This window comes from Brachybacterium muris (assembly GCF_016907455.1).
Lineage (GTDB): Bacteria > Actinomycetota > Actinomycetes > Actinomycetales > Dermabacteraceae > Brachybacterium > Brachybacterium muris.
The window spans coordinates 260,481-283,428 of the sequence record NZ_JAFBCB010000001.1 but is presented as its reverse complement, the minus strand read 5'-3'; the positions used below and the strand labels follow the sequence as shown (position 1 = coordinate 283,428).

At 69.4% G+C, this 22,948-nt stretch carries 25 protein-coding genes; 11 read left to right on the top strand and 14 right to left on the bottom strand.

From position 1 onward, the window contains the following. Positions 1-3 precede the first annotated feature (3 nt). Together JOD52_RS01330 and JOD52_RS01325 are read right to left on the bottom strand one after the other, a co-directional pair. Positions 4-1,083 (bottom strand): LacI family DNA-binding transcriptional regulator, encoded by a 1,080-nt coding sequence (locus tag JOD52_RS01330; protein ID WP_204408554.1) that lies wholly within the window; start codon positions 1,081-1,083, stop codon positions 4-6. Then, on the bottom strand, positions 1,080-1,931 hold the full coding sequence (locus JOD52_RS01325; protein ID WP_204408553.1) for a DeoR/GlpR family DNA-binding transcription regulator: 852 nt from the start codon (positions 1,929-1,931) through the stop codon (positions 1,080-1,082). Before JOD52_RS01325 ends, JOD52_RS01330 begins: the two co-directional genes overlap by 4 nt. 166 nt (positions 1,932-2,097) lie before the next feature. On the opposite strand from JOD52_RS01325, the gene JOD52_RS01320 reads away from it, so the two are divergent. Beyond that, complete coding sequence (locus tag JOD52_RS01320; protein ID WP_204408552.1) at positions 2,098-3,444, top strand: PfkB family carbohydrate kinase; 1,347 nt, start codon at positions 2,098-2,100, stop codon at positions 3,442-3,444. Then, positions 3,444-4,046 (top strand): class II fructose-bisphosphate aldolase, encoded by a 603-nt coding sequence (locus JOD52_RS01315; protein ID WP_204408551.1) that lies wholly within the window; start codon positions 3,444-3,446, stop codon positions 4,044-4,046. The genes JOD52_RS01320 and JOD52_RS01315 overlap by 1 nt, the downstream gene beginning before the upstream one ends. 127 nt (positions 4,047-4,173) lie before the next feature. Here JOD52_RS01315 and JOD52_RS01310 read toward each other — a convergent pair whose 3' ends face one another. The 4 genes from JOD52_RS01310 to JOD52_RS01295 form a co-directional block, all read right to left on the bottom strand. Continuing rightward, positions 4,174-5,091: a carbohydrate ABC transporter permease gene (locus JOD52_RS01310; protein WP_204408550.1), complete on the bottom strand. Its 918-nt coding sequence runs from the start codon at positions 5,089-5,091 to the stop codon at positions 4,174-4,176. Beyond that, the gene (locus tag JOD52_RS01305) at positions 5,084-5,995 is read right to left on the bottom strand and encodes a carbohydrate ABC transporter permease (RefSeq protein WP_204408549.1); all 912 of its coding nucleotides are present in this window, start codon (positions 5,993-5,995) and stop codon (positions 5,084-5,086) included. The genes JOD52_RS01310 and JOD52_RS01305 overlap by 8 nt, the downstream gene beginning before the upstream one ends. After that, complete coding sequence (locus JOD52_RS01300) at positions 5,988-7,271, bottom strand: extracellular solute-binding protein (protein ID WP_204408548.1); 1,284 nt, start codon at positions 7,269-7,271, stop codon at positions 5,988-5,990. Before JOD52_RS01300 ends, JOD52_RS01305 begins: the two co-directional genes overlap by 8 nt. Positions 7,272-7,714: 443 nt before the next feature. Beyond that, entirely contained in the window at positions 7,715-8,455 is a 741-nt protein-coding gene (locus tag JOD52_RS01295) for a GAP family protein (RefSeq protein WP_239551689.1), read from the bottom strand. Between the two features lie 101 nt (positions 8,456-8,556). Here JOD52_RS01295 and JOD52_RS01290 point away from each other — a divergent pair, with 101 nt between their 5' ends. Beyond that, entirely contained in the window at positions 8,557-9,984 is a 1,428-nt protein-coding gene (locus tag JOD52_RS01290) for a sensor histidine kinase (RefSeq protein ID WP_239551688.1), read from the top strand. Further along, positions 9,981-10,820, top strand: a complete 840-nt coding sequence (locus tag JOD52_RS01285; protein ID WP_204408547.1) for a response regulator — start codon at positions 9,981-9,983, stop codon at positions 10,818-10,820. Before JOD52_RS01290 ends, JOD52_RS01285 begins: the two co-directional genes overlap by 4 nt. Here the strand turns inward: JOD52_RS01285 and JOD52_RS01280 are convergent. Together JOD52_RS01280 and JOD52_RS01275 are read right to left on the bottom strand one after the other, a co-directional pair. After that, positions 10,783-11,124, bottom strand: a complete 342-nt coding sequence (locus JOD52_RS01280) for a hypothetical protein (protein WP_204408546.1) — start codon at positions 11,122-11,124, stop codon at positions 10,783-10,785. The two genes, JOD52_RS01285 and JOD52_RS01280, sit on opposite strands and share 38 nt — an antisense overlap. Beyond that, positions 11,121-12,275, bottom strand: a complete 1,155-nt coding sequence (locus tag JOD52_RS01275) for a C2 family cysteine protease (RefSeq protein WP_204408545.1) — start codon at positions 12,273-12,275, stop codon at positions 11,121-11,123. The genes JOD52_RS01280 and JOD52_RS01275 overlap by 4 nt, the downstream gene beginning before the upstream one ends. Positions 12,276-12,387: 112 nt before the next feature. Here JOD52_RS01275 and JOD52_RS01270 point away from each other — a divergent pair, with 112 nt between their 5' ends. Beyond that, a complete protein-coding gene (locus tag JOD52_RS01270; protein ID WP_204408544.1) occupies positions 12,388-12,870 on the top strand; it encodes a hypothetical protein in 483 nt (160 codons plus the stop codon). 131 nt (positions 12,871-13,001) lie between these two features. Here the strand turns inward: JOD52_RS01270 and JOD52_RS01265 are convergent, their stop codons facing one another. After that, the gene (locus JOD52_RS01265) at positions 13,002-13,316 is read right to left on the bottom strand and encodes a hypothetical protein (protein ID WP_204408543.1); all 315 of its coding nucleotides are present in this window, start codon (positions 13,314-13,316) and stop codon (positions 13,002-13,004) included. A 2-nt stretch (positions 13,317-13,318) separates the two neighbouring features. Then, complete coding sequence (locus JOD52_RS01260; RefSeq protein WP_204411410.1) at positions 13,319-14,350, bottom strand: aldo/keto reductase; 1,032 nt, start codon at positions 14,348-14,350, stop codon at positions 13,319-13,321. Positions 14,351-14,486: 136 nt separating this feature from the next. Between JOD52_RS01260 and JOD52_RS01255 the strand changes: the two genes are divergently transcribed. Together JOD52_RS01255 and JOD52_RS01250 are read left to right on the top strand one after the other, a co-directional pair. Beyond that, positions 14,487-14,693, top strand: coding sequence for a zinc-ribbon domain-containing protein (locus JOD52_RS01255; protein WP_204408542.1), 207 nt, complete (start codon positions 14,487-14,489; stop codon positions 14,691-14,693). Between the two features lie 163 nt (positions 14,694-14,856). Then, positions 14,857-16,275: an FAD-binding oxidoreductase gene (locus JOD52_RS01250; protein WP_239551686.1), complete on the top strand. Its 1,419-nt coding sequence runs from the start codon at positions 14,857-14,859 to the stop codon at positions 16,273-16,275. A 16-nt stretch (positions 16,276-16,291) separates the two neighbouring features. On the opposite strand, the gene JOD52_RS01245 is transcribed toward JOD52_RS01250, so the two are convergent. Beyond that, positions 16,292-16,951: a DUF8175 domain-containg protein gene (locus JOD52_RS01245; protein WP_204408541.1), complete on the bottom strand. Its 660-nt coding sequence runs from the start codon at positions 16,949-16,951 to the stop codon at positions 16,292-16,294. Between the two features lie 527 nt (positions 16,952-17,478). Continuing rightward, positions 17,479-18,822, bottom strand: a complete 1,344-nt coding sequence (locus JOD52_RS01240) for a hypothetical protein (protein WP_204408540.1) — start codon at positions 18,820-18,822, stop codon at positions 17,479-17,481. Here JOD52_RS01240 and JOD52_RS01235 point away from each other — a divergent pair, their 5' ends adjacent. Next, entirely contained in the window at positions 18,823-19,188 is a 366-nt protein-coding gene (locus JOD52_RS01235) for a hypothetical protein (RefSeq protein ID WP_204408539.1), read from the top strand. A 35-nt stretch (positions 19,189-19,223) separates the two neighbouring features. On the opposite strand, the gene JOD52_RS01230 is transcribed toward JOD52_RS01235, so the two are convergent. Next, positions 19,224-19,769, bottom strand: a complete 546-nt coding sequence (locus tag JOD52_RS01230) for a DUF4411 family protein (RefSeq protein ID WP_204408538.1) — start codon at positions 19,767-19,769, stop codon at positions 19,224-19,226. A 293-nt stretch (positions 19,770-20,062) separates the two neighbouring features. Here JOD52_RS01230 and JOD52_RS01225 point away from each other — a divergent pair, with 293 nt between their 5' ends. After that, positions 20,063-20,995 (top strand): C40 family peptidase, encoded by a 933-nt coding sequence (locus tag JOD52_RS01225; RefSeq protein WP_338124036.1) that lies wholly within the window; start codon positions 20,063-20,065, stop codon positions 20,993-20,995. Positions 20,996-21,071: 76 nt separating this feature from the next. Here JOD52_RS01225 and JOD52_RS01220 read toward each other — a convergent pair whose 3' ends face one another. Further along, the gene (locus JOD52_RS01220) at positions 21,072-21,482 is read right to left on the bottom strand and encodes a four-helix bundle copper-binding protein (RefSeq protein WP_204408536.1); all 411 of its coding nucleotides are present in this window, start codon (positions 21,480-21,482) and stop codon (positions 21,072-21,074) included. Between the two features lie 221 nt (positions 21,483-21,703). Between JOD52_RS01220 and JOD52_RS01215 the strand changes: the two genes are divergently transcribed. After that, positions 21,704-22,288 carry a YdhK family protein gene (locus tag JOD52_RS01215; RefSeq protein WP_031307329.1) on the top strand — a complete coding sequence of 195 codons (585 nt, stop codon included), beginning with the start codon at positions 21,704-21,706 and terminating at the stop codon, positions 22,286-22,288. Then, on the top strand, positions 22,288-22,941 hold the full coding sequence (locus JOD52_RS01210; RefSeq protein WP_239551685.1) for a CueP family metal-binding protein: 654 nt from the start codon (positions 22,288-22,290) through the stop codon (positions 22,939-22,941). Before JOD52_RS01215 ends, JOD52_RS01210 begins: the two co-directional genes overlap by 1 nt. Positions 22,942-22,948: the final 7 nt, after the last annotated feature.

Below are 22,948 nucleotides of genomic sequence, written 5' to 3'. Positions count from 1 at the left end.
GGGTCAGGTGTCGGCGCGGGTGCTGTCCCCGGCGAAGAACTCCCATTCGAACACGTGGCGTCGGCCGGGGTGCTCGCTGCGGTCCAGCGCCCGCCCCACCACCACCTCGGAGATGCGCTCGAACACGTCGGTCACGCCGTAGTAGCTGATGGGGCCGTAGAACTGGGCCTCCTCGGGGATGTCGCCGATGGAGATGATCTCGAGCCCGTCGGGCACCGGAACGCCGAGGTTCTGGGCGGCGGTCTGCAGGGCCACGGCCTGGTAGCCGGTGAAGCAGACGACTGCGCTGGGCGGGTCCTCGCCGCCCAGCCACTCCATGCTGGCGCGGTAGGTCTCGCGGCGCCCGGGAAGGGTGGGTCGCACCAGTTGCTCGGGGGGCCCGTCACCGTGCTCGGCGGCGGCATCGAGGAACACCTGGGCGCGGCGGGGCACGCGCACGTCGGAGGCGGGGTCGAAGGCGTACGGCATCATCAGGTGCACGCGGTCGTGCCGGGACCGCAGCTTCCGGTAGGCAGAGCGCACAGCCTCCAGCGGGGAGGAGGAGATGACGTCGAAGTTCTCCGGCTCCATCTGGGTGGTGAAGGCGACGATGCCGCTGGAGGTGGTCTCGGCCAGGCGCCGCACCTTCTCGGGGCCGTCGGCCCCGAAGTCGACGCTGGTGATGAAGGCGCTGTCGGCGGAGGCGCCCTGCAGGTACTCGTACCAGCGCTCGTCGGCCAGGATCAGCGTGGACAACTCGTGCGGGAGGGCGTCGCTGCGCACCTGCCGGGCCAGGCTCACGCCCCACGGGTCCGCCAGGGTGCCCAGCGCCAGCACCACTCCCCCGCCGCGGCCGGTGCGCATGGCCTGGGCGGTGCGGTTGGGCACGTAGGCGAGGGCCTCGGCGGCGGCACGCACCTTTGCCTTGGTCTCCGGGGATCCGGAGGAGCGGCTGCCTGCGCGACCGGAGAGCACGAACGAGGCGGTGGCGACGGAGACGCCGGCCTCACGGGCTACGTCCGCCAGGGTGACGGGGGTGCGCGGCAGTGCGCGCCCGTTCCCCCGCGCGCGGGTACCGGTTCCGGTGTCGCCCTTGGGGGTCATCGCTTCTGGCCCGCACCCTCGACCAGGTGCACCGTGACCCCTGCTTCTCTCAGGGCCGCGAGGGCCTCCGGATCAGCGGCGTCGTCGGTGACCAGTTCGTCGATCGACTCGACGGGGCCGATGCGGGCGAAGGCGTCGGCCCCCACCTTGCTGGAGTCGGCCACGACCACCACGCGGGTGGAGCGGTCGATGAGGCGGGCGCTGATGTTTGCCTCGGCCTCGTCGTGGGTGGAGGCGCCGTCGATGGCGTTGATGGCGTTGATGCCCACGAACATGGTGTCGATGCGGATCTGCGCCAGCAGCTGCTCGGCCCAGCTGCCCACCAGCTCGTAGCTGGACTCGCGCACCACACCACCGGTGACCACCAGTTGCAGGTGACGGCGCACGGCGAGCTCCTGGGCGATGTTCACGGCGTTGGTGACCAGCACGGTGGGGCGTTCGGCGTCGCGGAACTCCTGCCGGGAGGCCAGTTCGTGGGCGACGGCGGTGGTGGTGGTGCCGCCGTTCAGGCCGATCACCGATCCTGGCTGCACCAGGTCCACGGCGCGGGAGGCGATCCGTTCCTTCTGCTCGGCATTGCGGGAGGCGCGGTAGCGCATCGGCAGCGAGCGGGCATCGGGGTTGGCGGAGGCACCGCCGTGGCTGCGGATCACCAGTTGCTGATCGGCCAGGGCATCGAGGTCCCGCCGCACGGTGGCCGGGGAGACCCCCAGCTCGGCGACCAGATCCTCCACGCTGATGTGGCCGTGATCGATGATCAGGTCCAGCACGAGGTCGAGGCGGCGGCGACGACCGCGCACCCGCTTGGGGCCCTCCGCGTTCTCGCACGGATCCTTGGGGTCCGTCATCCTTGCCCTCCCGATCCCGGAGCGCACATCGGTTCTCAGCGCATTCTTCCGTCATCAAATGATAGGCCGTGTTCTGCTCGTGGATGCCGCTTCCGGGCCCGTTCGCTCATGAATGATCTTGGGCAGGGGTCCAGGAAAGCCTCGTAGACACGTCGTCCTGCTGCGCGTGGACGCGCGCCGTGGCCGCAGGTGGGCGACCACGGGGTCGCTCGGCCGCCGCACGCAGCACTCCTCGGCCTCCGCCATCGGCCGACGCTTCGCCGAGCAGATCGACCATGACGCGCACGCCCTGGTCACCACCGATGGCGGCCGTCCTGCGGCACGCGCTGTGGTGGACCTGGCCCGCGACCGACAAGACCCCTGGCCCCGCGGATCACGAGGCGGCGCGATGATCCTCGCCATCACCCCGAACCCCGCCCTGGACGTCACCTACACGGTCGACGACACGCGCCTGCACGAGGTGAACCGGGTGCGGGAGGTGCGCACTGAGGCCGGCGGCAAGGGCGTCAACGTCGCCAAGGTGCTGGCCCAGCTGGGCGAGCCCGTGACCTGCGCCGGCCCCCTGGGCGGGCCCGCCGGCGACGAGCTGCGCCGGCGGCTGGCGGCCACGGCCGGGCGCCCCGGCACTCCCGATGCCGACGACGCCGCCACAGACAATGCCGACGCAGCCGACGCCAACGCAGCCGGCACCGCCGATGCCGGTACCGACTCAGCCCACGCCCCCGCGCAGGCCGATCCCCTGCTGCGCCAAGCCTGGACGTGGATCGACGGCACCACCCGCCGCACCCTCGCCGTGGTGGATGCTAACGGCGCCACCGGGCTGTATGAGCCCGGTCCGCAGCTCAGTGCTGCCGAGGTGCAGCAGCTGCTGGCCGACGTGGGCGCTCTGCTGACCGGCGCCATCCCCCCGATCGAGGCCGTCACCATCAGCGGCTCCCTGCCCGGGGGCATGAGCGGCGAGGACCTCGCCACCCTGATCGCGGCGATCCGCGAGACCGGCCGCCCCGTCCTGGTGGACACCTCCGGCCCCGGACTGCTCACGGCGGCCCGCGCCGGCGCCACCGTGCTGAAGCCCAACGCCGAGAAAGCGATGGAGGCCACCGGCGAGTCCACTGCTCTGGATGCCGCCCGCGCCCTGTGCGAACTGGGTGCCGGCACCGTGGTGTGCTCCCTCGGCGGGGAGGGGATGCTGGGCCTGCAGCGTGCGGAGGCCGGCGCCCCTGCGGGTTCCGCCCCCGTAGATACCGCCTCCGTCGACCGCACCGCTGCCACGACGGTCCGCGCCTGGCGGGCCCGTCTGCCCCAGGCTCTGGACGGCAACCCCACCGGGGCCGGCGACTCGGTGGTCGCGGCTCTGGCCTCCACCGTGCTGCTGGGCCGCACCGACCTGCCCATCGCTCTGCGCCGGGCCGTCGCCGTCGGCGCCAGCGCCGTGACCCGCCCCGTCGCCGGGGAGATCGACCTGGAGCTGATCGATCAGCTCGAACCCACCGTCACGATCGAGGAGATCTGATGCCCCTGAGCCCGCTCGCCCCCGTTGCTGCTCGCGCCCGCGAGGCCGGCCACGGCCTGGCCGCGTTCAACGTGATCCACCTGGAGAACGCCGAGAGCTTCCGCCTCGCCGCCGAGGTCGTCAAGGCCGCCCACGAGCTGGGTGTGAGCGTGGAGGCCGAGCTCGGTGAGGTGGGCGGCAAGGACGGCGTGCACGATCCGTCGGCCCGCACCGACCCGGCCGATGCCGCCCGCTTCGTGGCCGACACCGGGGTGGACCTGATGGCCGTGGCCGTGGGCTCCTCGCACGCGATGACCGAGCGCACCGCCGCCCTGGACGAGCAGCTGATCTCCGCGATCGCCGCGGAGGTGCCGGTTCCGCTGGTGCTGCACGGCTCCTCCGGTGTGGCCGACGAGAACATCCAGGCCGCGATCCGGGCGGGGATGACCAAGATCAACGTGTCCACCCACCTGAACAAGGTGTACACCGGAGCGGTGCGGGAGTTCCTGGAGGCGAACCCCACCGTGGTGGACACCCGCAAGTGGATGAGGGCAGGCCGTGAGGCGGGCACCGGGGAGGCCGAGCGGCTGATCCGGCTGTTCAAGGACGCTGCCCAGGGCTGATCCCGGCAGGCTGTACGACATGGACGTTTCCGTTCCAGGATCGCACTCTGGTGGAACGGAAACGTCCATGTCGTCATGAGGTGGGCCAGTGCGGCAGGCCAGTGCAGCGGGCCTACTGGGTCCTGTCTCAGCCCTTCATGCCGGAGTGGGCCAGGCCCTCGACCACGCGGCGCTGCAGCACGATGAACAGGATCATCAGCGGCAGCATCGCCATGAAGCTGGCGGCCATCATCACCGGGTAGTTGGAGGTGAACTGGCCCTGCAAGGTGGAAAGGCCCACCGCGAGGGTGGTGCGGTCGTCATAGGTGGCCACGATCAGCGGCCACATCAGGTCGTTCCAGGAGGCGAGCGCCGTGAGGATGGCGACCGCGCTGAGGGCGGATCCGGACAGCGGGAACATGATCCGCCAGAAGGTCTGCCATGGGGAGGCCCCGTCCAGGCGTGCTGCCTCCTCCAGTGAGCGCGGCATGCCCATGAAGTGCTGACGCATCAGGAAGGTGCCGAAGGCGCTGAAGATACCGGGGGCGGCGATACCGGCCACCGTGTTCAGCCAGCCCAGCTGCTGGATGATCCCGTACTGCGGGATGAGGTAGATCTGGTACGGCACCATCAGGATCGACAGCACCAGGGCGAACAGCACGTTCTTGCCGCGGAACTCCATGCGGGCGAAGGCGTAGCCGGCCATGGCGCACAGGATCAGCTGCCCCACCACGCGCAGCACGGTCACGGCGGCGGTGTTGAGGAACTGGTTCAGGAACGGAATCTGCTCGAACACGGCTGGGTAGTTCCCCCACTGCGGCTCGGCCGGGATCCAGGTGGGCGGCACCGAGGTGACCTCGGCATGCGTAGACAGCGACATGATGATCTGCCACAGGAACGGGAACACCATCAGCAGACCACCGATCAGCAGCACAACGTGGGTGCCGTAGCGGGGGCGGGGGCGTCCGTCGCGGCGGCGCTTCGCATCGGCAGGCGACCCGGGGCGACCGGCGGTTGCGGCGGCGTCGGCTCGGGTCGTCGTGGGAGCGGTCGTCGGCTCACTCATAGTGGACCCACCTCCTCTGCATCCGGAACTGCAGCAGGGTGATCAGGCCGATGATCAGCAGGATCAGCAGGGCGATCACCGAGGCGTAGCCCTGGTCGTTCTGCCGGAACGCCTCGGCGTAGAACAGGTACACCAGCGACTGGGTGTCGGCCATGGCGGGGTTCGCCTGGCCCATCATCGCGAACAGCAGATCGAACAGCTGGAAGCCGTTGATGGCGGTGATGATGGTGAGGAAGAAGATGCTGGGGGTCAGCAGCGGCACCGTGATCGAGAAGAACTGCCTCACGGGGCCGGCGCCGTCCAGCTGGGATGCCTCGTACATCTCCGGCGGGATGCCCTGCAGGCCGGCCGACAGGATGATCACCGCCAGCGGCAGGCTGGACCACAGTCCCACGATCGACACCGCCAGCAGCGACCACCACGGTGCGGTCACCCAGTAGGGGCCCTCGATGCCCACCAGGGACAGCAGGTAGTTGACGAGCCCGAACTCCTTGTTGAAGATCATCCGCCACACCAGCGCCACCGCCACCGGCATCGACACCGCCGGCAGGAAGAACAGGATCTGGTAGAAGCGGGAGAACCGCAGCCCCTTCTGCGTGAGCAGGGAGGCGATCCCGATGGCGATCGGGATGCCCAGCAGCACGATCGCGGTGTACACGGCGGTGTTCAGGATCGCCCGCGGGATGAAGGAGTCCTGGAACAGCTGGGCGTAGTTCTCCAGGCCCGCGAAGGTGCGGCCGCCGAACGGCCCGAAGGTGGAGAAGGAGTTCAGCACCGTGGCCAGGATCGGCCAGAAGTAGAACACGGCGATGCCGATCAGCAGCGGGGCCAGGAAGACGATGGGCCAAAGCCCGTCCTTGTTGCGGGGTCTGCGTCGTGGAGCTTCGACTGCTCTGTCACTCATCGGCCAGCACCTCGTTCATCCTCGTCGCCAGCTCCTTCGCGCCGCTCTCCACCTCGCCCATCACGATCTTGGGGAAGAACAGCTCCTCCAGTCGCAGCCAGGCCTCGGTGTTCTTCGAGGCCGGGTAGGCCATCGCCGTGTCGGCGGCGTCGATGAACACGTCCAGCGTGAACTCGGGGATCGACTCCACGTACGCGTCGTTGGTGCCGATGAAGGCCGGGTTTGCGGCACCGGCCGCGGCCTGGATCCGGTTGGCCTCCTCCGAGCCCAGGAACGCGAGGAACGCGGAGGCGGCGGGCTTGTTGCGGCTGCGGGCGTTCATCGCCTGCCCGATCCCGTGGATCACGTTGGCCTCGCGCTTGCCGTGCATCAGTGGGGCCACGCCCAGCTGATCGAATACCGGGGAGTCCTTGAACACGGCGGCCTCCCAGTTGCCGGACTGGTGCAGGGCGGCGCGGCCGCTGTTGAACAGGTCCGCGGGGGCGTTCTCGGTGGTGTAGCGGACGTCGGGCGCGATCTTGTCCGCCACCATGCCCTCCAAGAAGTGGAACGCCTCGATCGCGGCCGGGGAGTCATAGCCGGACTTCGTCTTGTCGTCCAGCAGGATCTCACCGCCTGCCTGCATGACCAGGGGGTAGATGTAGGCCTGGGGCCAGATGCCGCCGGAGTTCCCCCAGATCTGCTCGGAGCCCAGCGCCCGGGTGACGATCTCGGAGGCGTCGCGGTACTCCTGCCAGGTCCACGACCCGGTGGGCTCGTCTACGCCTGCGCGGTGCAGCAGCTCGCGGTTGTACCAGAGGCCGATGGTGTCGAAGTCCTTGGGAACGGCGTACGGCACACCCTGGTAGGAGTACAGCTCGTTGAGGTTCGGTGGGTAGTTGGCCGGGTCGAAGCCCTCCAGGCCGGTGAGGTCCTGCAGCATCCCCTCGGAGGCGTACAGCTCGAAGTTGGGGCCGTTGATCCAGAACAGGTCCGGCAGTTCGTCACCGATGGCCTGGATGCGCAGCATCTCGAAGAAGTTGGCGTTGGCGGTGGTGTTCACCGCGACGGAGATGTTCGGGTAGTGCTGGTTGAACGCGGCGATGATCTCCAGCATCGCCGGTTCCTGCGCCTTGTCCCAGATCTGGAAGGTGATCGCCCCGGAGTCGTCGGGGCCGGCCATGGGCCCCAGCGCAGGATCCACTTCGGAGGCCGAGGACCCGCAGCCGGCCAGCGCCCCCAGGCTCGCCGCGCCGGTGAGCCCGGCCAGGCCCAGCAGGGATCGTCGTGTGGGCACCGTGACTCCTTCGTCCGTGGGGCGGGCCCCGGCCTGCGTCGACCAGGGACTGTCCACCGTAGTGCACTGCATCACCAAGGGGCCTGTCACGGGCCCGAGCATCCGGTCGGGCGCCGGCTTGAGGACAGCTTCCCCGTTCCTGCTCGCGGCATCTCACCGTGCCGCATCGGTGAGTGGACGCTGGTGGTCGAAAGCGGCCCGAGAAAGAGCCACCAGAGTCCACTCACCGCGCGGGCTGACCACTGGCCCGCCCTGCCGCACCCCCTCTGTGTCCGTTACCCCACCCCTGCCCGTCACTGCTCGTCCCGTCCCCTGCCCGTTACTACTGGCCCCACCCCTGCCCGTCACTGCTCGTCCCGTCCCCTGCCCGTTACTACTGGCCCCACCCCTGCCCGTCACTACTGGCCCCGCCCCCTGCCCGTCACGCCTCCCTGCCCTGCCGATCATCCCGCCCCGAGCGCGTCCAGCGCGGGCACGGCAGTGTTGATCAGGATGATCACGCCAATGATGCCGATCGCCCAGGAGAAGGCACTGGAGGCGTTCTTCACCGCCCAGCTGTGCAGGCGGTCCATCAGCCGGTCCGCCCTGCCGCCCAGGGCTGCCCGCACCCCGGCCAGTATTGCGGCCGGGGCGATCATCAGCGCGCAGTAGCCCACGAGGATCAGGGCCCCGGTGCCGAGCCCCACGCCCATGTCGGCGATGATCCCCATCGCGGCCAGGTACGGGATCATCGAGGCCGCTTCGATCACTCCGGCCAGCAGGGCCAGGCCGATCAGCAGCAGCGGGCGGCCCGCGGCTTGACGGGCTCGATGGGTCCAGCGCCGGGCCGATGCCTCCGGGTCCCCGCCGCGCTTGCGGATGGCGGCGGGGTCGATGTGGAAGGACCAGACCACCAGCAGCACCCCGATCACCGCCAGCGCCAGCATCACCGCGGGCGTGCGCAGCAGGTGCCCCAGGTGCTCCATCAGCGGCAGCAGACCGGCCAGCAGCGCGATCCCCAGCAGCAGGTAGAACACACCGATCACGGCCAGGTACAACAGGGTGCGGCCGGCCACGCGACGAGCACCGCCGTCGCCGGCAACCAGCAGGATCAGTGGGATCACCAGGGTGCCCATGGAGGTGGCGTCCACCAGGGCCAGCACGGCCAGGCCCACGGGGCCTGCTGCGTCGAGCGTCGATTCCATGCCGTCCATGCTTCCGCCGTCGCCGCGCCGGGGCGTCATCCGAAGGTGCTGGAAAGCGTCTCGGCCCCGGCGGCACCCCTGTCGCGCCGTAGTCTCTGGGCATGCCCTCCCCCGCAGCGCCCGAGACGGCCGGACCGCGCGACGCCGACGCCGCGACCGATAGGCCGCCCCGCCCCCGCATCGAGGCGCGCGACGTGCTGGTGGCGGTCGGATACGCGTTGCTCGCTGTGGTGCTGGCGTTCTCGGGCATCAGCAACAGTGGGTTCCTCACCCAGTCGTGGGGACTGGAGGTGTCGCTGCCGCTGATGCTGGTGGCAGCGGCGGCCACGATGTGGCGTCGTCGGGCCCCGGTGGTGACGCTGGTGGTCACGGGGCTGGCGAGCCTGGCCGAAGCAATCGCCGGCGGGCAGATCACCGCGTACGTGCTGCTGTTCGAGGCGCTGTTCACGCCGGTGATCCACGGTTCACGACAACTGGCAAGGGCCACCACCGGCGTCGCGATCGCGGCCTCGGTGGCGGCGCTGCTGGTGGCAGCCGTGGCGACCGGCTCGGTGGAGCTGGTGTTCGTGGTGATGATCGTGGTCGCGCTGGTGACGCTCACCCCGCTGCTGTGGGGCTGGGAGGTGCGCCATCACCGGGAGGCGCGCCGCACCGCGGAAGCACTGGCCCGGTCCGCAACGGCCCTGGCACGCTCCCAGCAGGACCTGGCGCAGACCCGTCAGGCCCGCGCAGTGGAGGGCGAGAGGCGCCGCATCGCCCACGACCTGCACGACGTGATCGCCGGCCACCTCAGCGCTGTCGCCCTGCACACGTCGCTGGCCTCATCGCTGGAGGATGCCGGTGCGCGCGACAACTCCCTGCTGACCGCTCGCGATTCGGCGAAGGCAGCCCTGCGGGACCTGCAGTCGATGATCACGGTGCTGTCCACCGAGGAGCCCGGGTCCCTGCCGCAAGCCACGCTGGACTGGGGCTCGCTCACCGCGCGCCTGCGCGGGCGGGACCCCCACCTGACGGCGCGGATCGACCCGGCGGTGTCGGATCCGGAGCAGGTGGACCCGTCGGTGCAGGCTGCTCTGCTGCGGATCGCCTCGGAGGCGGTCACCAACGCGGTGCGGCACGGGCAGACCCCGATCTCGCTGCGGGTGGCGTTCGAACCGGCAGGACTGGAGGCGCACGTCCCGGCCGAGGTGGGCGCGCCGGCAGGCGTCGACGGTGCCACGCCCGTGGTGCACCTGGTGCTGGAGAACCGGATCGGCGACCGGGCCGAGACGGACACCGGGACCAATACCGGACTGGGCGTCGGCACCGGGCTGGGCATCGGCGCGATCGGCCACCGGGCCGCGGCAGTCGGCGGCACCGCCCATGCCGGGCCCGTCCACCCCGGGCCCGGTCGCTCCGCACCCGCCCATGCCGGGGTCACCCGTGACGTGCCTCCCGCGTCGCCCGACACCTGGCGGGTCGAGGCCCGACTGCCCGCCCGCCCCGCCAGCGCGCTCGCTGCCCATCCTGACCAGGAGGTTCCCGCATGACCGCCCCCGCCCCGATCCGCGTGGTGGTGGCCGATGACCATCCCGCTGTGCTCTCCGGCCTGGTGGCCCTGCTGAGCTCTGCCCCCGACATCGAGGTGGTGGGCCAGGCCAGCGACGGCGAGAGTGCGGTGCGCACCGCCCAGGTGCTGCGCCCTGACGTCGTGCTCACCGATGTGCGCATGCCCGGTGCCACGGGCATCGAGATCACACCGCGCCTGCGCGAGACGGGCGCGAACGTGCTGGTGATCTCCGGTTTCGACCTGGACGAGTTCGTGCTGGGGGCACTCGCTGCGGGTGCCGACGGCTACCTGGTCAAGACTGAGGACCCGGCTCGGATCCTGCAGGCGGTGCGGGATGTGCACCGCGGCGATTCGGTGCTGTCGGTAGCTGCGACGAAGGCCGTGGTGGCGGCGCTGCGCGGCGGTGGCCACACGGCGGGGATTGCGCAGGCCGAGGAGCCGGAGGCAGCGGGCGCCCGCGCTGGAGGCGCTGTCCCCGTGGCTTCCGCGGGCTCGTCGGCCTCCTCGGGCTCGTCGGCCCACGTCCCCTCACTCACCCGCCGGGAGGAGGACGTGCTGGCGCTGGTGGCACAGGGGCTGTCCAATCAGCAGATCGCCTCGGAACTGTTCGTGGAGATCACGACCGTGAAGACCCACCTGTCCCATGCGCTGGCGAAGCTGCAGCTGGACTCACGGGTGCAGGCCGCCCTGTGGTGGCAGCAGAACCGGACGGGCCCTCAGCCCCTCAACCCTGGTCAGCCCCCCAACCCTGGCCAGCCCCTCACTCAGGGCCAGCAGCTCAGCCCAGGCCCGCGCCCGTCGGGCCGGCGCCGGTGACGTCGACCAGTTCGACACCCGCGGGGTCACGGCCGTTGTAGGGGTGGATCGCCGCCACCTGCAGTACATGCCCGAAGGCCTCGATCAGCTGTCCCTCACGCACCTCGATCCGTCGTCCGGCGTGCCCGGGGGAAGCCAGATGGAGCTCTGCGACCCGGTGGCCGAGCTGCACGTCCATCGCGGCCCGGATGACGCCGACGACGATGCCACCGATCGGCCGCCGGGCCGTCAGTCGGATCGCCACAGGTGCGGGGCTGTCGCTCGGGCCCGCCGCACGCGGGGTCCGGGAAGACGGCTGGCTCATCGCGGCTTCCCGAAGTCCTCGGGCTTGGAGCCCACGCCCGCCATCACGAAGTTCGCCCGGTAGTCCTCGATCGAGACCCGGATCGTATGGGGCATGTCCTCAGCGCCGTCGCCGGTGTAGCCCCATGGGTTGACCATGATCAGTTCACCGGTCGAGGAGTCCACGCTCTGCACCTGGTAGACGTGGGCACCGGCGATGTCATCGCGCCAGGGGTGGATCGGATCGGACATCACCGTGATCGGGCGGCCCTCCGACAGCGCCGCCCGGAACTCCTCCAGCGTGGGGTTGCCGCCCAGGAAGGAGTCGTCCGCGCTGGACTGGCCCGTGATCAGCTCAAGACCGGCCCCGGGGGTGTCCGCGATGACGGATTCGTAGTCCGGACCCAGATGGTTGATCGCCGCCTGCTCGTAGATCGACATGTAGCCGAGCTCGTCGTCGGCCCAGCCGTCGTTCTGGCCGTCGTCGACGCGAGCGCCGTCGGCGGCGAGCTGGTCCGGCCTCACGTTCACGGTGACGGGCTCGCCGTCGTCGTAGAGGGTGACGTCCCACGTCCCGTCCTCGCGAAGGGAGATGTTCTCGGCGAGGAACCCGGGATTGACCTCGGAGACGGACATCAGCGCCGAGAGCAGCCAGCAGTCGCCCAGGGCGCCCTGCCTCATCGTCTGCTCGGCGATGGCCTCCTCCGAGATGTCCACATCCGCGGGATCGAAGTCCTGTCCCTCCGCGGTGTCGATGTAGCGGCCGCCGAGGTCATCGATGTCCATCGGGTCGGAGAACGGGTTGAACGGGTTGTTCCAGGCATCCTGCGTGCCGTTGATGATGTCGGACCAGAGGCCCTCCCCACCGATCAGCTCGGCGTAGCGGGAGGTGTCGATCCTGCCGTCGGGGTCGGAGGCGAGGTCCTGCTGCGCGGCGTGCAGGGCGAGATCACGCGAGCCCGACTCCAGCATCCCGGCGGACTCCCGCACGGCCGGCGCGACGCCGCCCTCGAGCTGGTCCCTGAAGGAATCGGCGTCCTGCCCCGTCCACTCGACGGAGGATCCGAGGGCCACCAGCGCATCCGCGATCTCGCCCAGCCGCTCCCCCGCGGTCTTGGTCGACCTGCTCTGGGCGAGTAGCTGTTCCACATCTGCTCCGAAGAAGCCGCTCATCGTGTCCTCCCTTCCCGTGTGCGAAGTCATGCGGTGTAGCGTCGACCCTAGATCTCCCCGCCGTATCTGACCATGGGGAGAGGTACCCATCGTCCCCGGAGGTCCCGTGAGGATGCAGACGAGTCGACGCACCGGCCTGCTCGCCGCCTGTGCGGTGCTCCCGCTGGCTGCGTGCGGCAGCTCCGCTCCACTGGCCGCGGACGGGGCCGTCGCGCACTACGACGGTGCAGCAGAGGCAGTCTTCGACGTCCTGTCCGACGGCGACGACCAGTGGAGCTTCGCCGAGGAGACGCGTAAGGTCACCGACAGCGGCGGGACCTGCGAGTACACCGCCGGCACCTGGACTCCCGAGGCGTCGTTGCCGTCGGTGGACAGCACCGGTTGGCAGGAGCGCCTGGATGCGTTGAACCCCGTGCTGGCAGAGCACGGCTTCGAGGAGGCCTCGGGAACCACACAGGACGGCTCCCGCGAAGTGCTGGAGACCCGCGACGAGCACGGCGCCACCCTGCAGATCACCGAACAGGGCCAGGTGCGCATCTGGGGCGCCGACGTGGACGCCGACCCCTGCGACCCGGCGGAGCTGGGGCTGGGCTGAATGGCGGTGGGAGGGATCGATCGGCAGCAGAAGCACCGCGCAGCGGAAGCACCGCTCCGGAGACTGAGAGCGGCGCGCACCTGAGAACCACGAATGGTTCTGAGGCGCGCCCCGCTCTCAGTGCCGCAGAGCTACCGCTGCAGTCCGCCACGCTGGGCGAGCTTGTCCTTGATGCCGCGCAGGGTGCGGCCCAGGGCCGAGCTGTCCTCCTCCTCGGGCGGGACCTCGGCGTAGGTGACCACAGCGCGCATGTTGCCCAGGTCGATGCTGGGCTTGCCGCTCTGCAACAGCAGCACGATGCGCTCGCCGACGCGAGCCTCCAACTGATCGGCGGCTTCCGCGCCGCGCTTCTGCCGGGTCTCCTCGAGACGCTCTCGCAGCAGCTTCGCTGCCACGGGCGAGACGGGGATGGGGTCAGCGTGCCCGGCGACGGTGATCTGTTCCATGGTCACTGATCCTGCACCAGCGGGCGGTGGCGCTGCTGCACCCCAGCCGCGCCATAGGGGTAGGGGTCCACGCGCGGGGCGCTGACCTCGGTGAGGCGCTGCAGCTCCTGGTCGCTCAGCTCGAGGCCGACGGCGGCCATGTTGTCGTGCAGCTGGTCGAGATTGCGGGCACCGATGATCACGGAGGTGACGGCCGGCTGGGCGGTGAGCCAGGCCAGTGCCACCTGGGAGGCGGTTGCTCCGTGGGTCTCGGCGATCTCGCGCACCACCTCGAGGGTGTTCCAGGTGCGCTCGTCGTCGTTGCGGGCCTGCCAGGCCTCCATGCCGCGCTTGGGGTTCTCCCCCAGCCTCGTGGCGCCTGTCGGCGGCACATCGCGCTCGTACTTGCCGCTCAGCCAGCCGCCGGCCAGCGGCGACCAGGGCAGCAGGCCCAGGCCGGCGTCCTGGCAGGCGGGCACGATCTCATGCTCGATGTCCCGCACCAGCAGGTTGTACTGCGGCTGCAGGGTGACGGGCAGAGCCCAGTTGTGGGCCTTGGCCACGTGCACGGCCTTGGTGAGCTGCCAGCCCAGGTAGTTGGAGAAGCCGTAGTAGGAGATCAGGCCCGCGTGGATCGCGTCGTCCAGGAAGTCCAGGGTCTCCTCGAGCGGGGTGTGGGCGTCCCAGGCATGCATCTGGTACAGATCGATGTGGTCCACCTGCAGTCGGCGCAGGGAGTCCTCCAGGGCGCGCCGCAGGTGGCGGCGTGAGGTGCCCATCTCGTTGGGCGCCTTGCCCATCGGGAAGCGGGCCTTGGTCGCCAGCACCACGTCCTTGGCCAGGTCGGGGTGGTCGAACAGCCAGCGGCCGATGATCTCCTCGCTGACCCCGGCGCTGTACACGTCGGCCGTGTCCAGGAGGTTGCCGCCGGCCTCGGCGTAGGCGGTGATGATCTCGTGCGAGGTGGCTTCGTCGGCCTCGGCACCGAAGGTCATGGTGCCCAGCGTCTGCACGGAGACGACGGTGCCGCTGCGGCCCAGGGTGCGGTACTGCATGTGTGCGCTCATCACCCCAGTGTTCCAAGGTGCGCACCGAGGTGCCAGGGCCCATGGCCAGTAAGGGTCCTGCCAGGCTGATACCGTCCACATCCCACCGGGCCTACGCGCTCGACCTTCCTGATCGGAGCCTCGCATGCTGCTCATCGCTGGCGTCACTGGAAAGACCGACAGCCAGGGGCCGGGCGCCACCCGCACCTGCCCGCGCTGCGGCAACACCACCCAGTGGCAGCGTCTGAAGAGCTACCGGCAGTTCACGCTGTTCTTCGTGCTCCCCCTGTGGCGCTGGGGCCGCCAGGAGTACGAGCAGTGCGGGGTGTGCGGGCAGACGGCTGCGGCCTGAAAGCGTTCACGGCCTGAGCACGTCCACGGCCTGAGTGCGCTCACGGCCTGCCGCTGCGGAGGCGGGCCGCGGGCCGCTGGTCCGTTGCGGCAGGTCAGGGGCAGGAGTACCATCGAGGGCACCATTCGTGCACCCGATGAGGGGTGCGGGAGGTGCGATGGCCATGGCAACGACGACGAACCATCACCCGGTCCCCGAGGCGCAGCCCGCCCTCGCCAGGATGCGCAAGCACCTGGCCGGCCCGCTGATCGAACCACCCGATGCTGGCTACGACCAGGCGCGCGCGGTGTGGAACGGCATGGTGGACCGGTACCCGCTGGCGATCGCCCGCGCGGCCACGGTCGATGATGTGCCCATCGTGCTGGAGGCCGCCCGGGAGACGGGCCTGCCGCTGGCGGTGCGCGGCGGCGGGCACAGCATCACGGGACTGAGCACCGTGGACGACGGGATCGTGTTGGACCTGGGGGATCTGCGGGAGGTGGTGGTCGATCCCGCAACGCAGCTGGTCACGGCCGCGCCGGGGGCCCGCGCGGCCGACGTCGACAACGCCACCGCCCCGCACCGGCTTGCGGTCCCCCTGGGCGCCTTGTCCCTGCCCGGCGTCGCGGGCCTGACGCTCGGTGGAGGCGTGGGCTGGCTGACGCGCAGGGCGGGTCTGGCGCTGGACTGCCTGGAGCGGGCCGAGGTGGTCACCGCCCAGGGCGAGTACCTGGTGGCCAGCCGCGAGGATCACCCGGACCTGTTCTGGGGGCTGCGCGGGGGTGGTGGGAACTTCGGTGTGGTCACCTCGTTCACGTTCCGGGCCGTGCGCCTGCCGCAGACGGTGCTGGGCTGGACCCTGGTGTATGCGCCATCGCAGTGGTGGCACGCGCTGGCGGCGTTCGAGCGGTGGGCGCGGGAGCTGCCCGATGAGCTCAGCTCGAGCCTCACCTTCCGGGCGATGCCTGAGGTCTCCGGCATGGGTGAGGAGACGTGCCTGATGATCCGCTGCGTGTACGTGGGTGAGGACCCGGCACGGGGGACGGCGATGCTGGATCGCCTGCGCCGGACCGCCCCGCCCGTCCATGAGACCTCCGGGCCGATCTCGTGGCCGCAGTGGCAGAGCGTCATGGATGCTCACTTCCCCTTCGGTTCACACGGGTTCTGGCGCAACGTGGCGTTCACCCGCATGGACGAGGACGCTCTGGGGGCGGTGCTGGATGTGGCTGAGCGCATCCCCGGCCCCGGGCACGCGATCGACATCCATCACCTGGGCGGCGCGTTCGCCCGGGTGCCGGAGCAGGCCACCGCCTTCCCCAACCGCACCGCCCGCTTCTGGATGAACATCTACGGCGCCTGGCAGGAATCCGAGGAGGATTCTCGCGGCTGGGATCTGGCCGGGCACTCGCGCGTGGTGATGGAGCGCCTGGCGGAGCGCGGCGAGTACGTGAACTTCCGGGCCCTGGAGTACACCCGCCCCATCACGGACTTCACCCGCCACATCTACGGGGAGGAGAAGTACCGCCGGCTGCAGCGCGTCAAGCAGCGCTACGACCCCCAGAACCTGTTCCGCGGGAACTACAACGTGTCGCCGGACGTGTAGAACTCCGATACCGGCTTCAGCCGCGCCAGGGCGAGTAACCGTCAAGCGACTCGACGGCGTGGCCCTGTTCGCCGAAGTTCTCGGGATCGGCCACCCAACGGTCACGATCCCATTTCAAGGCGACCCGGATAGACACATTCGCCGTTCCTTCCGGCAGCGCGCCCTCGACGACGAGATCGATGATCGCGGACTCCTCGGTGTAGGTCTGGAACCGGTAGCCGATCAAGGTGACCGTCAACTCTTCGGAATCCTGGAGGCCTTCCTCCTCACTCGCGATGGCTTCGTCACGGAAGTCACCCTCCGGAAGCCACTCGCCGGATACGCCCTCTACTCGTCCCGAGGCACTGAGGAAATATGCGCTGGCGAAGAGCGCGCCGTTCGCTGAGTGCTCGTAGCAGGTCCAGAGGTCACCGTCCTGCGCGTACGGGCCGTACCTCTCGGAGACGGGCGCGGCGGTGCCGGCCACCATGGTCCATTCGTCGACCTCGGGCGGGCCTGACGGGATCTCAGAGCTGCCCTCACCGACGATGCATTCCCCGTCTGCCGTCCTCCCTGGCGAATGCTCACCGGACGACTCTTCCGCAGCATCGTCCTCGCCAGATTGACCGTTCTCGCTCGTTTCACTTCTCTCGCTGGATTCACGGTTCTCGCCGGCGCCGCTGCCGTTGTCCGACACCCCTTGCTCCTGCGCTTGCGAGTCTGCATCGTCCTCCCCAGCCGGCGGGCTGGTGGGTCCACACGCGCTGAGGACAAGGAAGGCGGACGCGACCGCGATCGTCGAGCGGGCGATGACTGAGGAGCGCATAAGGGACCGGTGGCCTTCTGGACGGGTTAATGGTGACCACAACAGCCGACCACATCCGGACCTCACCCGGCACCTGGTTCCTGGGAATGTGGACAGAATGCACCGTCGGCACGGCCCCTGCGGCCAGCGCGGCGGATCACCCTTCAGCCCAGGTTGCCAGGGCCCCTCCATCACGCGCCGCCGAAAGCGGACGAACGGATGAGGACCGGAATCATCCGTAAGTATCTCGAAGCCGTCGGCGGCGGGCTCTCGCTCGGGTACGTGACCGGGGACGCCCGAGTCCAGGTCGCCTGAGTTCGCATCGGGGGTCGTGGCTAGCCGACAACGGAAGCATGTCGATTGTCCACATCCTCGCACCGCACCCCCATCAGTGGAGCCACGCGACGGGCTATCTCCCGTCAGACCCCGCCCTGACGCGTGGCGTCGACGGCGGTGATCACCGCCGCGAACACCGCGAGGTTGCTGCGGAACGTCGACCCCTCCGGGCCCGGGACCTCCTCCTGCTCAGCACCCGCCGCCGGGTCCTGTCGCAACAGCCCGCACCGTGACAGGTGCATCAGGTCGGCCTGGACCCTCCACATCTGCCACATCTGATCGCTGCCTGCCGGAAAGTCCGCCTTGCGCGCGGAATGCTCTCCATGGTCGTGGCTGGCCAGCTCGGCCAGGATGCTGTTCGCGTCGGGGAGGGTCAGTCCGTCGGGGCTGGCGGCGAACAGAAGGGCTGCGAAGGTGTCCGGTCCGCCGCGGAAACCACCCTCGTCCGGATCGTTCTGCACAAGGGTGATCAGCAGCATCAGCATCACCGCGCGCGCGAAGGTCGTGAACGCCTCCGGGTCCTCCGACGCCGGGACGTACGGCGCGTGGTCGTGCTGCTCGGGGTAGGCCCGGGTGCTGGTCAGCGTGACCCACCCACCCGCGATCAGGGCGCTCCACGGGCCTGCGATCTCGTCGACCTGCCACATGGAGGTGACCGCGAAGGGGCCGGTGTCGATCTCCCACTCCTCGACGAGGGTGCGTACGTCGGCCAGGCGCAGCGCTCCCGTCGAAGTCACCTGGCGCCCCTTGCCCAGGAACTCCAGCAGGCGCGCCGCCCGCTGCACCAGCCTCACGTCGCCGTGCGCTGCCGTGAGCTCCTCCATGTCGTCCTCGGCTCTCTCCAGCGCGAGCAGGGGCTCCTCCAGAGTGGAGTTGTCGGGCAGGAACCAGGGCAACCCGGGCTCCTTGTCGGGGACGTCGGCAGGATCGGGGCCGCCGCCGAAATCACTGCCCGAGCCCGTCCAGTGCGAAGCCTCGAAGGGCATCGACGGGTTCGCCAGGCGCCCGGTGTCGGAGATCTCGTGGCGCTCGGTGTTGGTCAGCGCGGTGTTGTACCACTGCATGTAGGCGTCGAACAGCTCGGGCGTGCTCAGGTCGACCCCCAGCGTGCTCGCGTGGACGAGGATGTTGCCGGTGAAGGAGCGGGCAGTGGGGTCATCGGCGGCTTCCAGGGCCGAGAACTCGAGCCCCTCCAGCACGCTGCGGGCCCGATCCACGTCGATGCCGTCGGGATGCCAGCGCTGGTGCTCGTCGAGGAACGCGAAGAACTGGCCCAGGGCAGGCACCTGCGCCATGACCATCTCGCGCGGCTGGATCACCTTGCGTGGAACCACCTCGGTCAGCAGGACCTCTATCAGTTCTTCGGTCCAGTAGGTCGGGTCCGCACTGTCGAGCTGCTCGGCCTTCAGCCTCAGCAGCGGCTCCACATGTGCGGCCTCCTCGTCGGCCTGATCCGTGGAGACCGCCTCACGGCGCCAGAGAACGAACTGGGCCAGCAGCGCATGCAGATCTCGCTCCATCCGCCTGTCGGATCGCTCGAACGCGTGGGACGGGCCGCGCTGCGGGCGAGAGCGCTGGGTGCCGCGGCGGTGCTTCTTCTTGGGCATCTGACCATCGTGCCGCATGAGGGCATGAGCGAAAAGGCTGTGCGCCCCATGGGCTGGTCAGGGACCGCTCCGGCTGGCTGCGGCGTGATCGCGTTCGGTCTGGCCGGCGTTCAGCGCACCACGTGGCCCTCGCCGTGCAGGTGGCGTCGTGGTCTCGCCGGCGTCTCGGGGCTGACCCGGTCTTGAGGCGGCAGGCTCATTGCTCGCCACCGGAGCACATGTCAGTCGAGCCCTGGAATGGTCGGTGCCAGGGGCGCAGGCGCGGGCGTGCTTCCATCCGCCCCATGGAAGCGGAGCTTCGCTCCTGTAGTCCGCAGCACCGTGAAGAAATCGACATACTCGACTCCCATCGCGGCACAGGCGTCCGGGATCTTCACCCGCTTGCGTGCGTTCGGACTGGGCAGTTCGTTGGTGACAACGGTGTCGCCATGCCCGGCGGCATGGGCGATGAGGAGGAAATCAGCTTGGTCACTCGAGAACGCGTTCAACGCATCCTGCCGATAGTCCTGCCTCGCTGCCCACGTGCTGAGTGGAGCGAAGTTCTGGGCGGTTCGCTGATCGACCGGTAGGAAGAAGCCCGGGTGATCCCGCGCCCAGTCCGCGAGCTCGTCATCACCGCTAAGGAGCTCATCGCGAACGGCATCAATACTGATCAGCTCTCCTGCCTGGTGGCCCTGTTCGAGCCAGGTCCAGAACCCTGGCGCGATGTCGAACGCGTAGTACCTGTTCTTCGCTTCGATCAGGATGCTCGCGTCGACGAGGTACATCAGCTGATCCCGACCCGCTCGGCGAGCTGCTCCCCGAGACGCCCGTGCCGGTGATCTCCGCAGCCCGCCAGGAGGAAAGCTGCGCCTCGGTGCGCTGACGTCGGGATCGCCGGCCCGTGAGGCGTCGTGCTCCACTTAAGCCACAGTCTGCCCAACGAAGGCAAAGGCGAGCCCTACCCCCCGGGGGTATGCAGGGTTGTGGAGTCAAGGATCGGCTAAATCCTTCGGTGGACCCTCCCATCGTTGTTCTGTGGGGCTGATCAGGGCCGTACGTTGATGTCGCCGCCCACGACATGAGCCGTCGCCTCGTTGCTCGCTCCGCTGTCGCTGTGGCACTGACGAAGTCATCGACTCCCTCCCGTCTCGAGGAGGGGAACTTACGGAGCAGAACTATGTCCCAGAACAACACCCATCGGGCCGTTGGCCGAGCAGTCACGCCTGTCGGGATCGCTGGTCGGGCTCTGCGGGGCACGGGCGGTGCCGCTGTGCTCGGCACGGTCGTCCTCGGATCCGCGCTACTCGCAGGCCCCGCACAGGCCGCCCCCGCCGGCTCGCCCGCCGCACCTGCCGTTGCTGCGCAGGCTTCAGCCCCCACGACGCCGGCTCCTGCACATGCGACGTCTGCGTTGGGGGCCGAGAAGCTGCGGTGGGGTTCCCAGGGTTCTGCCGTGGAGCGGCTCCAGACGGCGCTGAACGAGCACGGTGCCTCACTGTCCGTGGACGGCAAGTTCGGTCGGCTCACCCATGGGGCCGTGAAGGACTTCCAGCGCTCGCACGACCTGAAGATCGACGGGGTCGTGGGCCCGCAGACCCGCGGTGCACTGAACGGCGGGGGCGCTTCGATCTCTACCGGCGGAACGTCTGCTCCGGCTCCGGCGCACTCTGCGACGAACTCTCAGCAGGCGATCGTCGACGCCGCGCGCAGCCAGGTCGGGGTCTCGTACTCGTGGGGGACCTCCAAGCCGGGTGTCAGCTTCGACTGCTCGGGGCTCAGCTCGTACGCGTACGCGCAGGCCGGCATCGCCCTGCCTCGCACCTCGTCGCAGCAGGTCGCGGCCGGCACCACGATCTCGAAGTCCGAGGCCAAGCCGGGCGACCTCGTGGTGTGGCCGGGCCACCTCGGCATCTACGCGGGCGGCAACACGGTGATCGACGCCGGCAACAGCAAGGGCTCCGTCAGCGAGCGCACCATCTGGGGTTCGCCGACCTTCGTCACCTTCCGCTGACAGAACGCCACGACGCCAGCGTAGAGGGAGCCCCGACCAACGGTCGGGGCTCCCTTTGCGTGCAGAGGCAGCGGTATCAGCTGATCGAGGCCAACAGCTCTGCACAGGCCTGCTCGCAGCGGCGACAGGCGTCCGCGCAGACCTTGCAGTGCTCGTGCATTTCAGCGTGCTTCTCGCACTCCTCGGCGCAGGACCGGCACGCCGCCTGACACGCCTCGAGCAGGGCACGGTTGAGGGCGACGTTCTTCCCGGTCTGGCGGGATAGGACCCGGCCGGTGACCTCGCAGACGTCGGCGCAGTCCTGGTTCAGGCGAATGCATTGGGTCAGCTCCGCCACCATGTCTTCGGCCAGGCAGGCGTCCGCGCAGGCGGTGCAGGTCTGAGCGCACTCGAAGCAGGCCTCGATGCATTCGGCGAGCTTCTGCTGGTCGATGGTGCCGAGGTCCTTCGGGTAGGTCTGAAGCATTGATGCGACGTGATGGGTCATGATCCTGCTCCTTCTCGTTCCGGACGGACCGGCGGATGCCGGCCCGTCCTGACGACGCTAGCCATCGCCCCCCGAAGGACGGAAGCGGATAGACCACTCGTTTGGAGGCAATGCGGAATGACTGGCCAACGTTGTGCTCAAGAAGTCAAGATCTGACCTTGAGGAGACCTTGATCTAGGGGTCATAGGCTGGTGCCAAGTGTCCTCTGACTAGGAGAAATCATGCGTTCTCGTCGCTCTCTCGGCCGTCTCGCGGCCGTCGTCGTCACCGGTGCGATTGTGTTTGCCGGCTGCACCGACAGCGGGTCTGAGGAGGGTCGGACGCCGGGCGAGTCAGAAGCGTCGGAGGCGTCCGATGGAGGCAGCCACGGCGGCATGGAGCACCCGATGGATGGCGGCCCTGCGCCCGAAGGTATGGCGTCTGCGGAGGATCCCGAGTTCCCGGTCGGCACGGAGGTGACGCTCACGGCGGACCACATGGAGGGCATGGAGGGGGCGACGGCGACGATCTCGGGCGCCTTCGACACCACGACCTACTCGGTCAGCTTCACGCCGACCGATGGCGGTGAGCCGGTCACTGACCACAAGTGGGTCGTTCACGAGGAGCTCGAGAACCCGGGCGAGGCACCGCTGGCAGAGGGCACCGAAGTGGTCATCACCGCCGATCACATGACCGGGATGGAGGGTGCTGAGGCCACCATCGACAGTGCCACCGAGGAGACCGTGTACATGGTCGATTACGAGGCCGACGGGATGATGATGACGAACCACAAGTGGGTCGTCGAGAGCGAGATCGAGCCTGCGTGATGACCTCCCCGTCGAGCCCTCGAGGTGCGCTCGCCTCCTCCGGGGGTAGGCCCCGTCGCCGCACCGGCCGGTTGCCGCGCCGATCGCTCGTGCTCGGTGCCGGCCTGTTCCCGCTCGTGGTCGCCGGCTGCGGGGCCGGCGGGTCCGAGCCCGCATCCATCACGGGTGATCAGGAGTTGCTTCAGGAACATGGCTTCGCCGACGCGGACGCGCACGAGATCATCGACCGGCTCGAGGCGCTCCCGGTGGCTGAGCGACCGCAGGATCTGATCGCCAGCGTCACCGCGACGTCTCTGCAGCTCCAAGACGATGCAGGGCGCGAGGCCGAGCTGCCCCTTCCCGAGGACCAGTTCTACTTGTCGGTGGCCCCGTTCGTCGAGACCACCCATGAGTGCGCCTTCCACAGCCTGACCACGTGCCGCGGAGAACTGCGCAGCCGCGAGCTCACCGTGAGCGTGGTCGACAGCAGCTCGGGCGAGGTCCTTGAGGAGGGCACTCGCACCACGCACGACAACGGGTTCGTCGGTTTCTGGTTGCCGCGCGGGATCACCGCCGAGCTCACGTGCGCCCTCGAGGACGTCACAGGGACCGCGTCCATCTCGACCCAGGCGGAGGATGATCTGACCTGTCTGACCAGTCTCCAGCTGACGTGAGCAGGCG

What these genes read in the sequence shown, in the direction of transcription:
- JOD52_RS01330 (WP_204408554.1), bottom strand. Translation starts at nt 1,083, where the DNA reads ATGACCCCCAAGGGCGACACCGGAACCGGTACCCGCGCGCGGGGGAAC.
- JOD52_RS01325 (WP_204408553.1), bottom strand. Translation starts at nt 1,931, where the DNA reads ATGACGGACCCCAAGGATCCGTGCGAGAACGCGGAGGGCCCCAAGCGG.
- JOD52_RS01315 (WP_204408551.1), top strand. Translation starts at nt 3,444, where the DNA reads ATGCCCCTGAGCCCGCTCGCCCCCGTTGCTGCTCGCGCCCGCGAGGCC.
- JOD52_RS01310 (WP_204408550.1), bottom strand. Translation starts at nt 5,091, where the DNA reads ATGAGTGAGCCGACGACCGCTCCCACGACGACCCGAGCCGACGCCGCC.
- JOD52_RS01305 (WP_204408549.1), bottom strand. Translation starts at nt 5,995, where the DNA reads ATGAGTGACAGAGCAGTCGAAGCTCCACGACGCAGACCCCGCAACAAG.
- JOD52_RS01295 (WP_239551689.1), bottom strand. Translation starts at nt 8,455, where the DNA reads ATGGAATCGACGCTCGACGCAGCAGGCCCCGTGGGCCTGGCCGTGCTG.
- JOD52_RS01290 (WP_239551688.1), top strand. Translation starts at nt 8,557, where the DNA reads ATGCCCTCCCCCGCAGCGCCCGAGACGGCCGGACCGCGCGACGCCGAC.
- JOD52_RS01285 (WP_204408547.1), top strand. Translation starts at nt 9,981, where the DNA reads ATGACCGCCCCCGCCCCGATCCGCGTGGTGGTGGCCGATGACCATCCC.
- JOD52_RS01280 (WP_204408546.1), bottom strand. Translation starts at nt 11,124, where the DNA reads ATGAGCCAGCCGTCTTCCCGGACCCCGCGTGCGGCGGGCCCGAGCGAC.
- JOD52_RS01275 (WP_204408545.1), bottom strand. Translation starts at nt 12,275, where the DNA reads ATGAGCGGCTTCTTCGGAGCAGATGTGGAACAGCTACTCGCCCAGAGC.
- JOD52_RS01270 (WP_204408544.1), top strand. Translation starts at nt 12,388, where the DNA reads ATGCAGACGAGTCGACGCACCGGCCTGCTCGCCGCCTGTGCGGTGCTC.
- JOD52_RS01265 (WP_204408543.1), bottom strand. Translation starts at nt 13,316, where the DNA reads ATGGAACAGATCACCGTCGCCGGGCACGCTGACCCCATCCCCGTCTCG.
- JOD52_RS01260 (WP_204411410.1), bottom strand. Translation starts at nt 14,350, where the DNA reads ATGCAGTACCGCACCCTGGGCCGCAGCGGCACCGTCGTCTCCGTGCAG.
- JOD52_RS01255 (WP_204408542.1), top strand. Translation starts at nt 14,487, where the DNA reads ATGCTGCTCATCGCTGGCGTCACTGGAAAGACCGACAGCCAGGGGCCG.
- JOD52_RS01250 (WP_239551686.1), top strand. Translation starts at nt 14,857, where the DNA reads ATGGCAACGACGACGAACCATCACCCGGTCCCCGAGGCGCAGCCCGCC.
- JOD52_RS01235 (WP_204408539.1), top strand. Translation starts at nt 18,823, where the DNA reads ATGTGCGGCCTCCTCGTCGGCCTGATCCGTGGAGACCGCCTCACGGCG.
- JOD52_RS01230 (WP_204408538.1), bottom strand. Translation starts at nt 19,769, where the DNA reads ATGTACCTCGTCGACGCGAGCATCCTGATCGAAGCGAAGAACAGGTAC.
- JOD52_RS01225 (WP_338124036.1), top strand. Translation starts at nt 20,063, where the DNA reads ATGAGCCGTCGCCTCGTTGCTCGCTCCGCTGTCGCTGTGGCACTGACG.
- JOD52_RS01220 (WP_204408536.1), bottom strand. Translation starts at nt 21,482, where the DNA reads ATGACCCATCACGTCGCATCAATGCTTCAGACCTACCCGAAGGACCTC.
- JOD52_RS01215 (WP_031307329.1), top strand. Translation starts at nt 21,704, where the DNA reads ATGCGTTCTCGTCGCTCTCTCGGCCGTCTCGCGGCCGTCGTCGTCACC.
- JOD52_RS01210 (WP_239551685.1), top strand. Translation starts at nt 22,288, where the DNA reads ATGACCTCCCCGTCGAGCCCTCGAGGTGCGCTCGCCTCCTCCGGGGGT.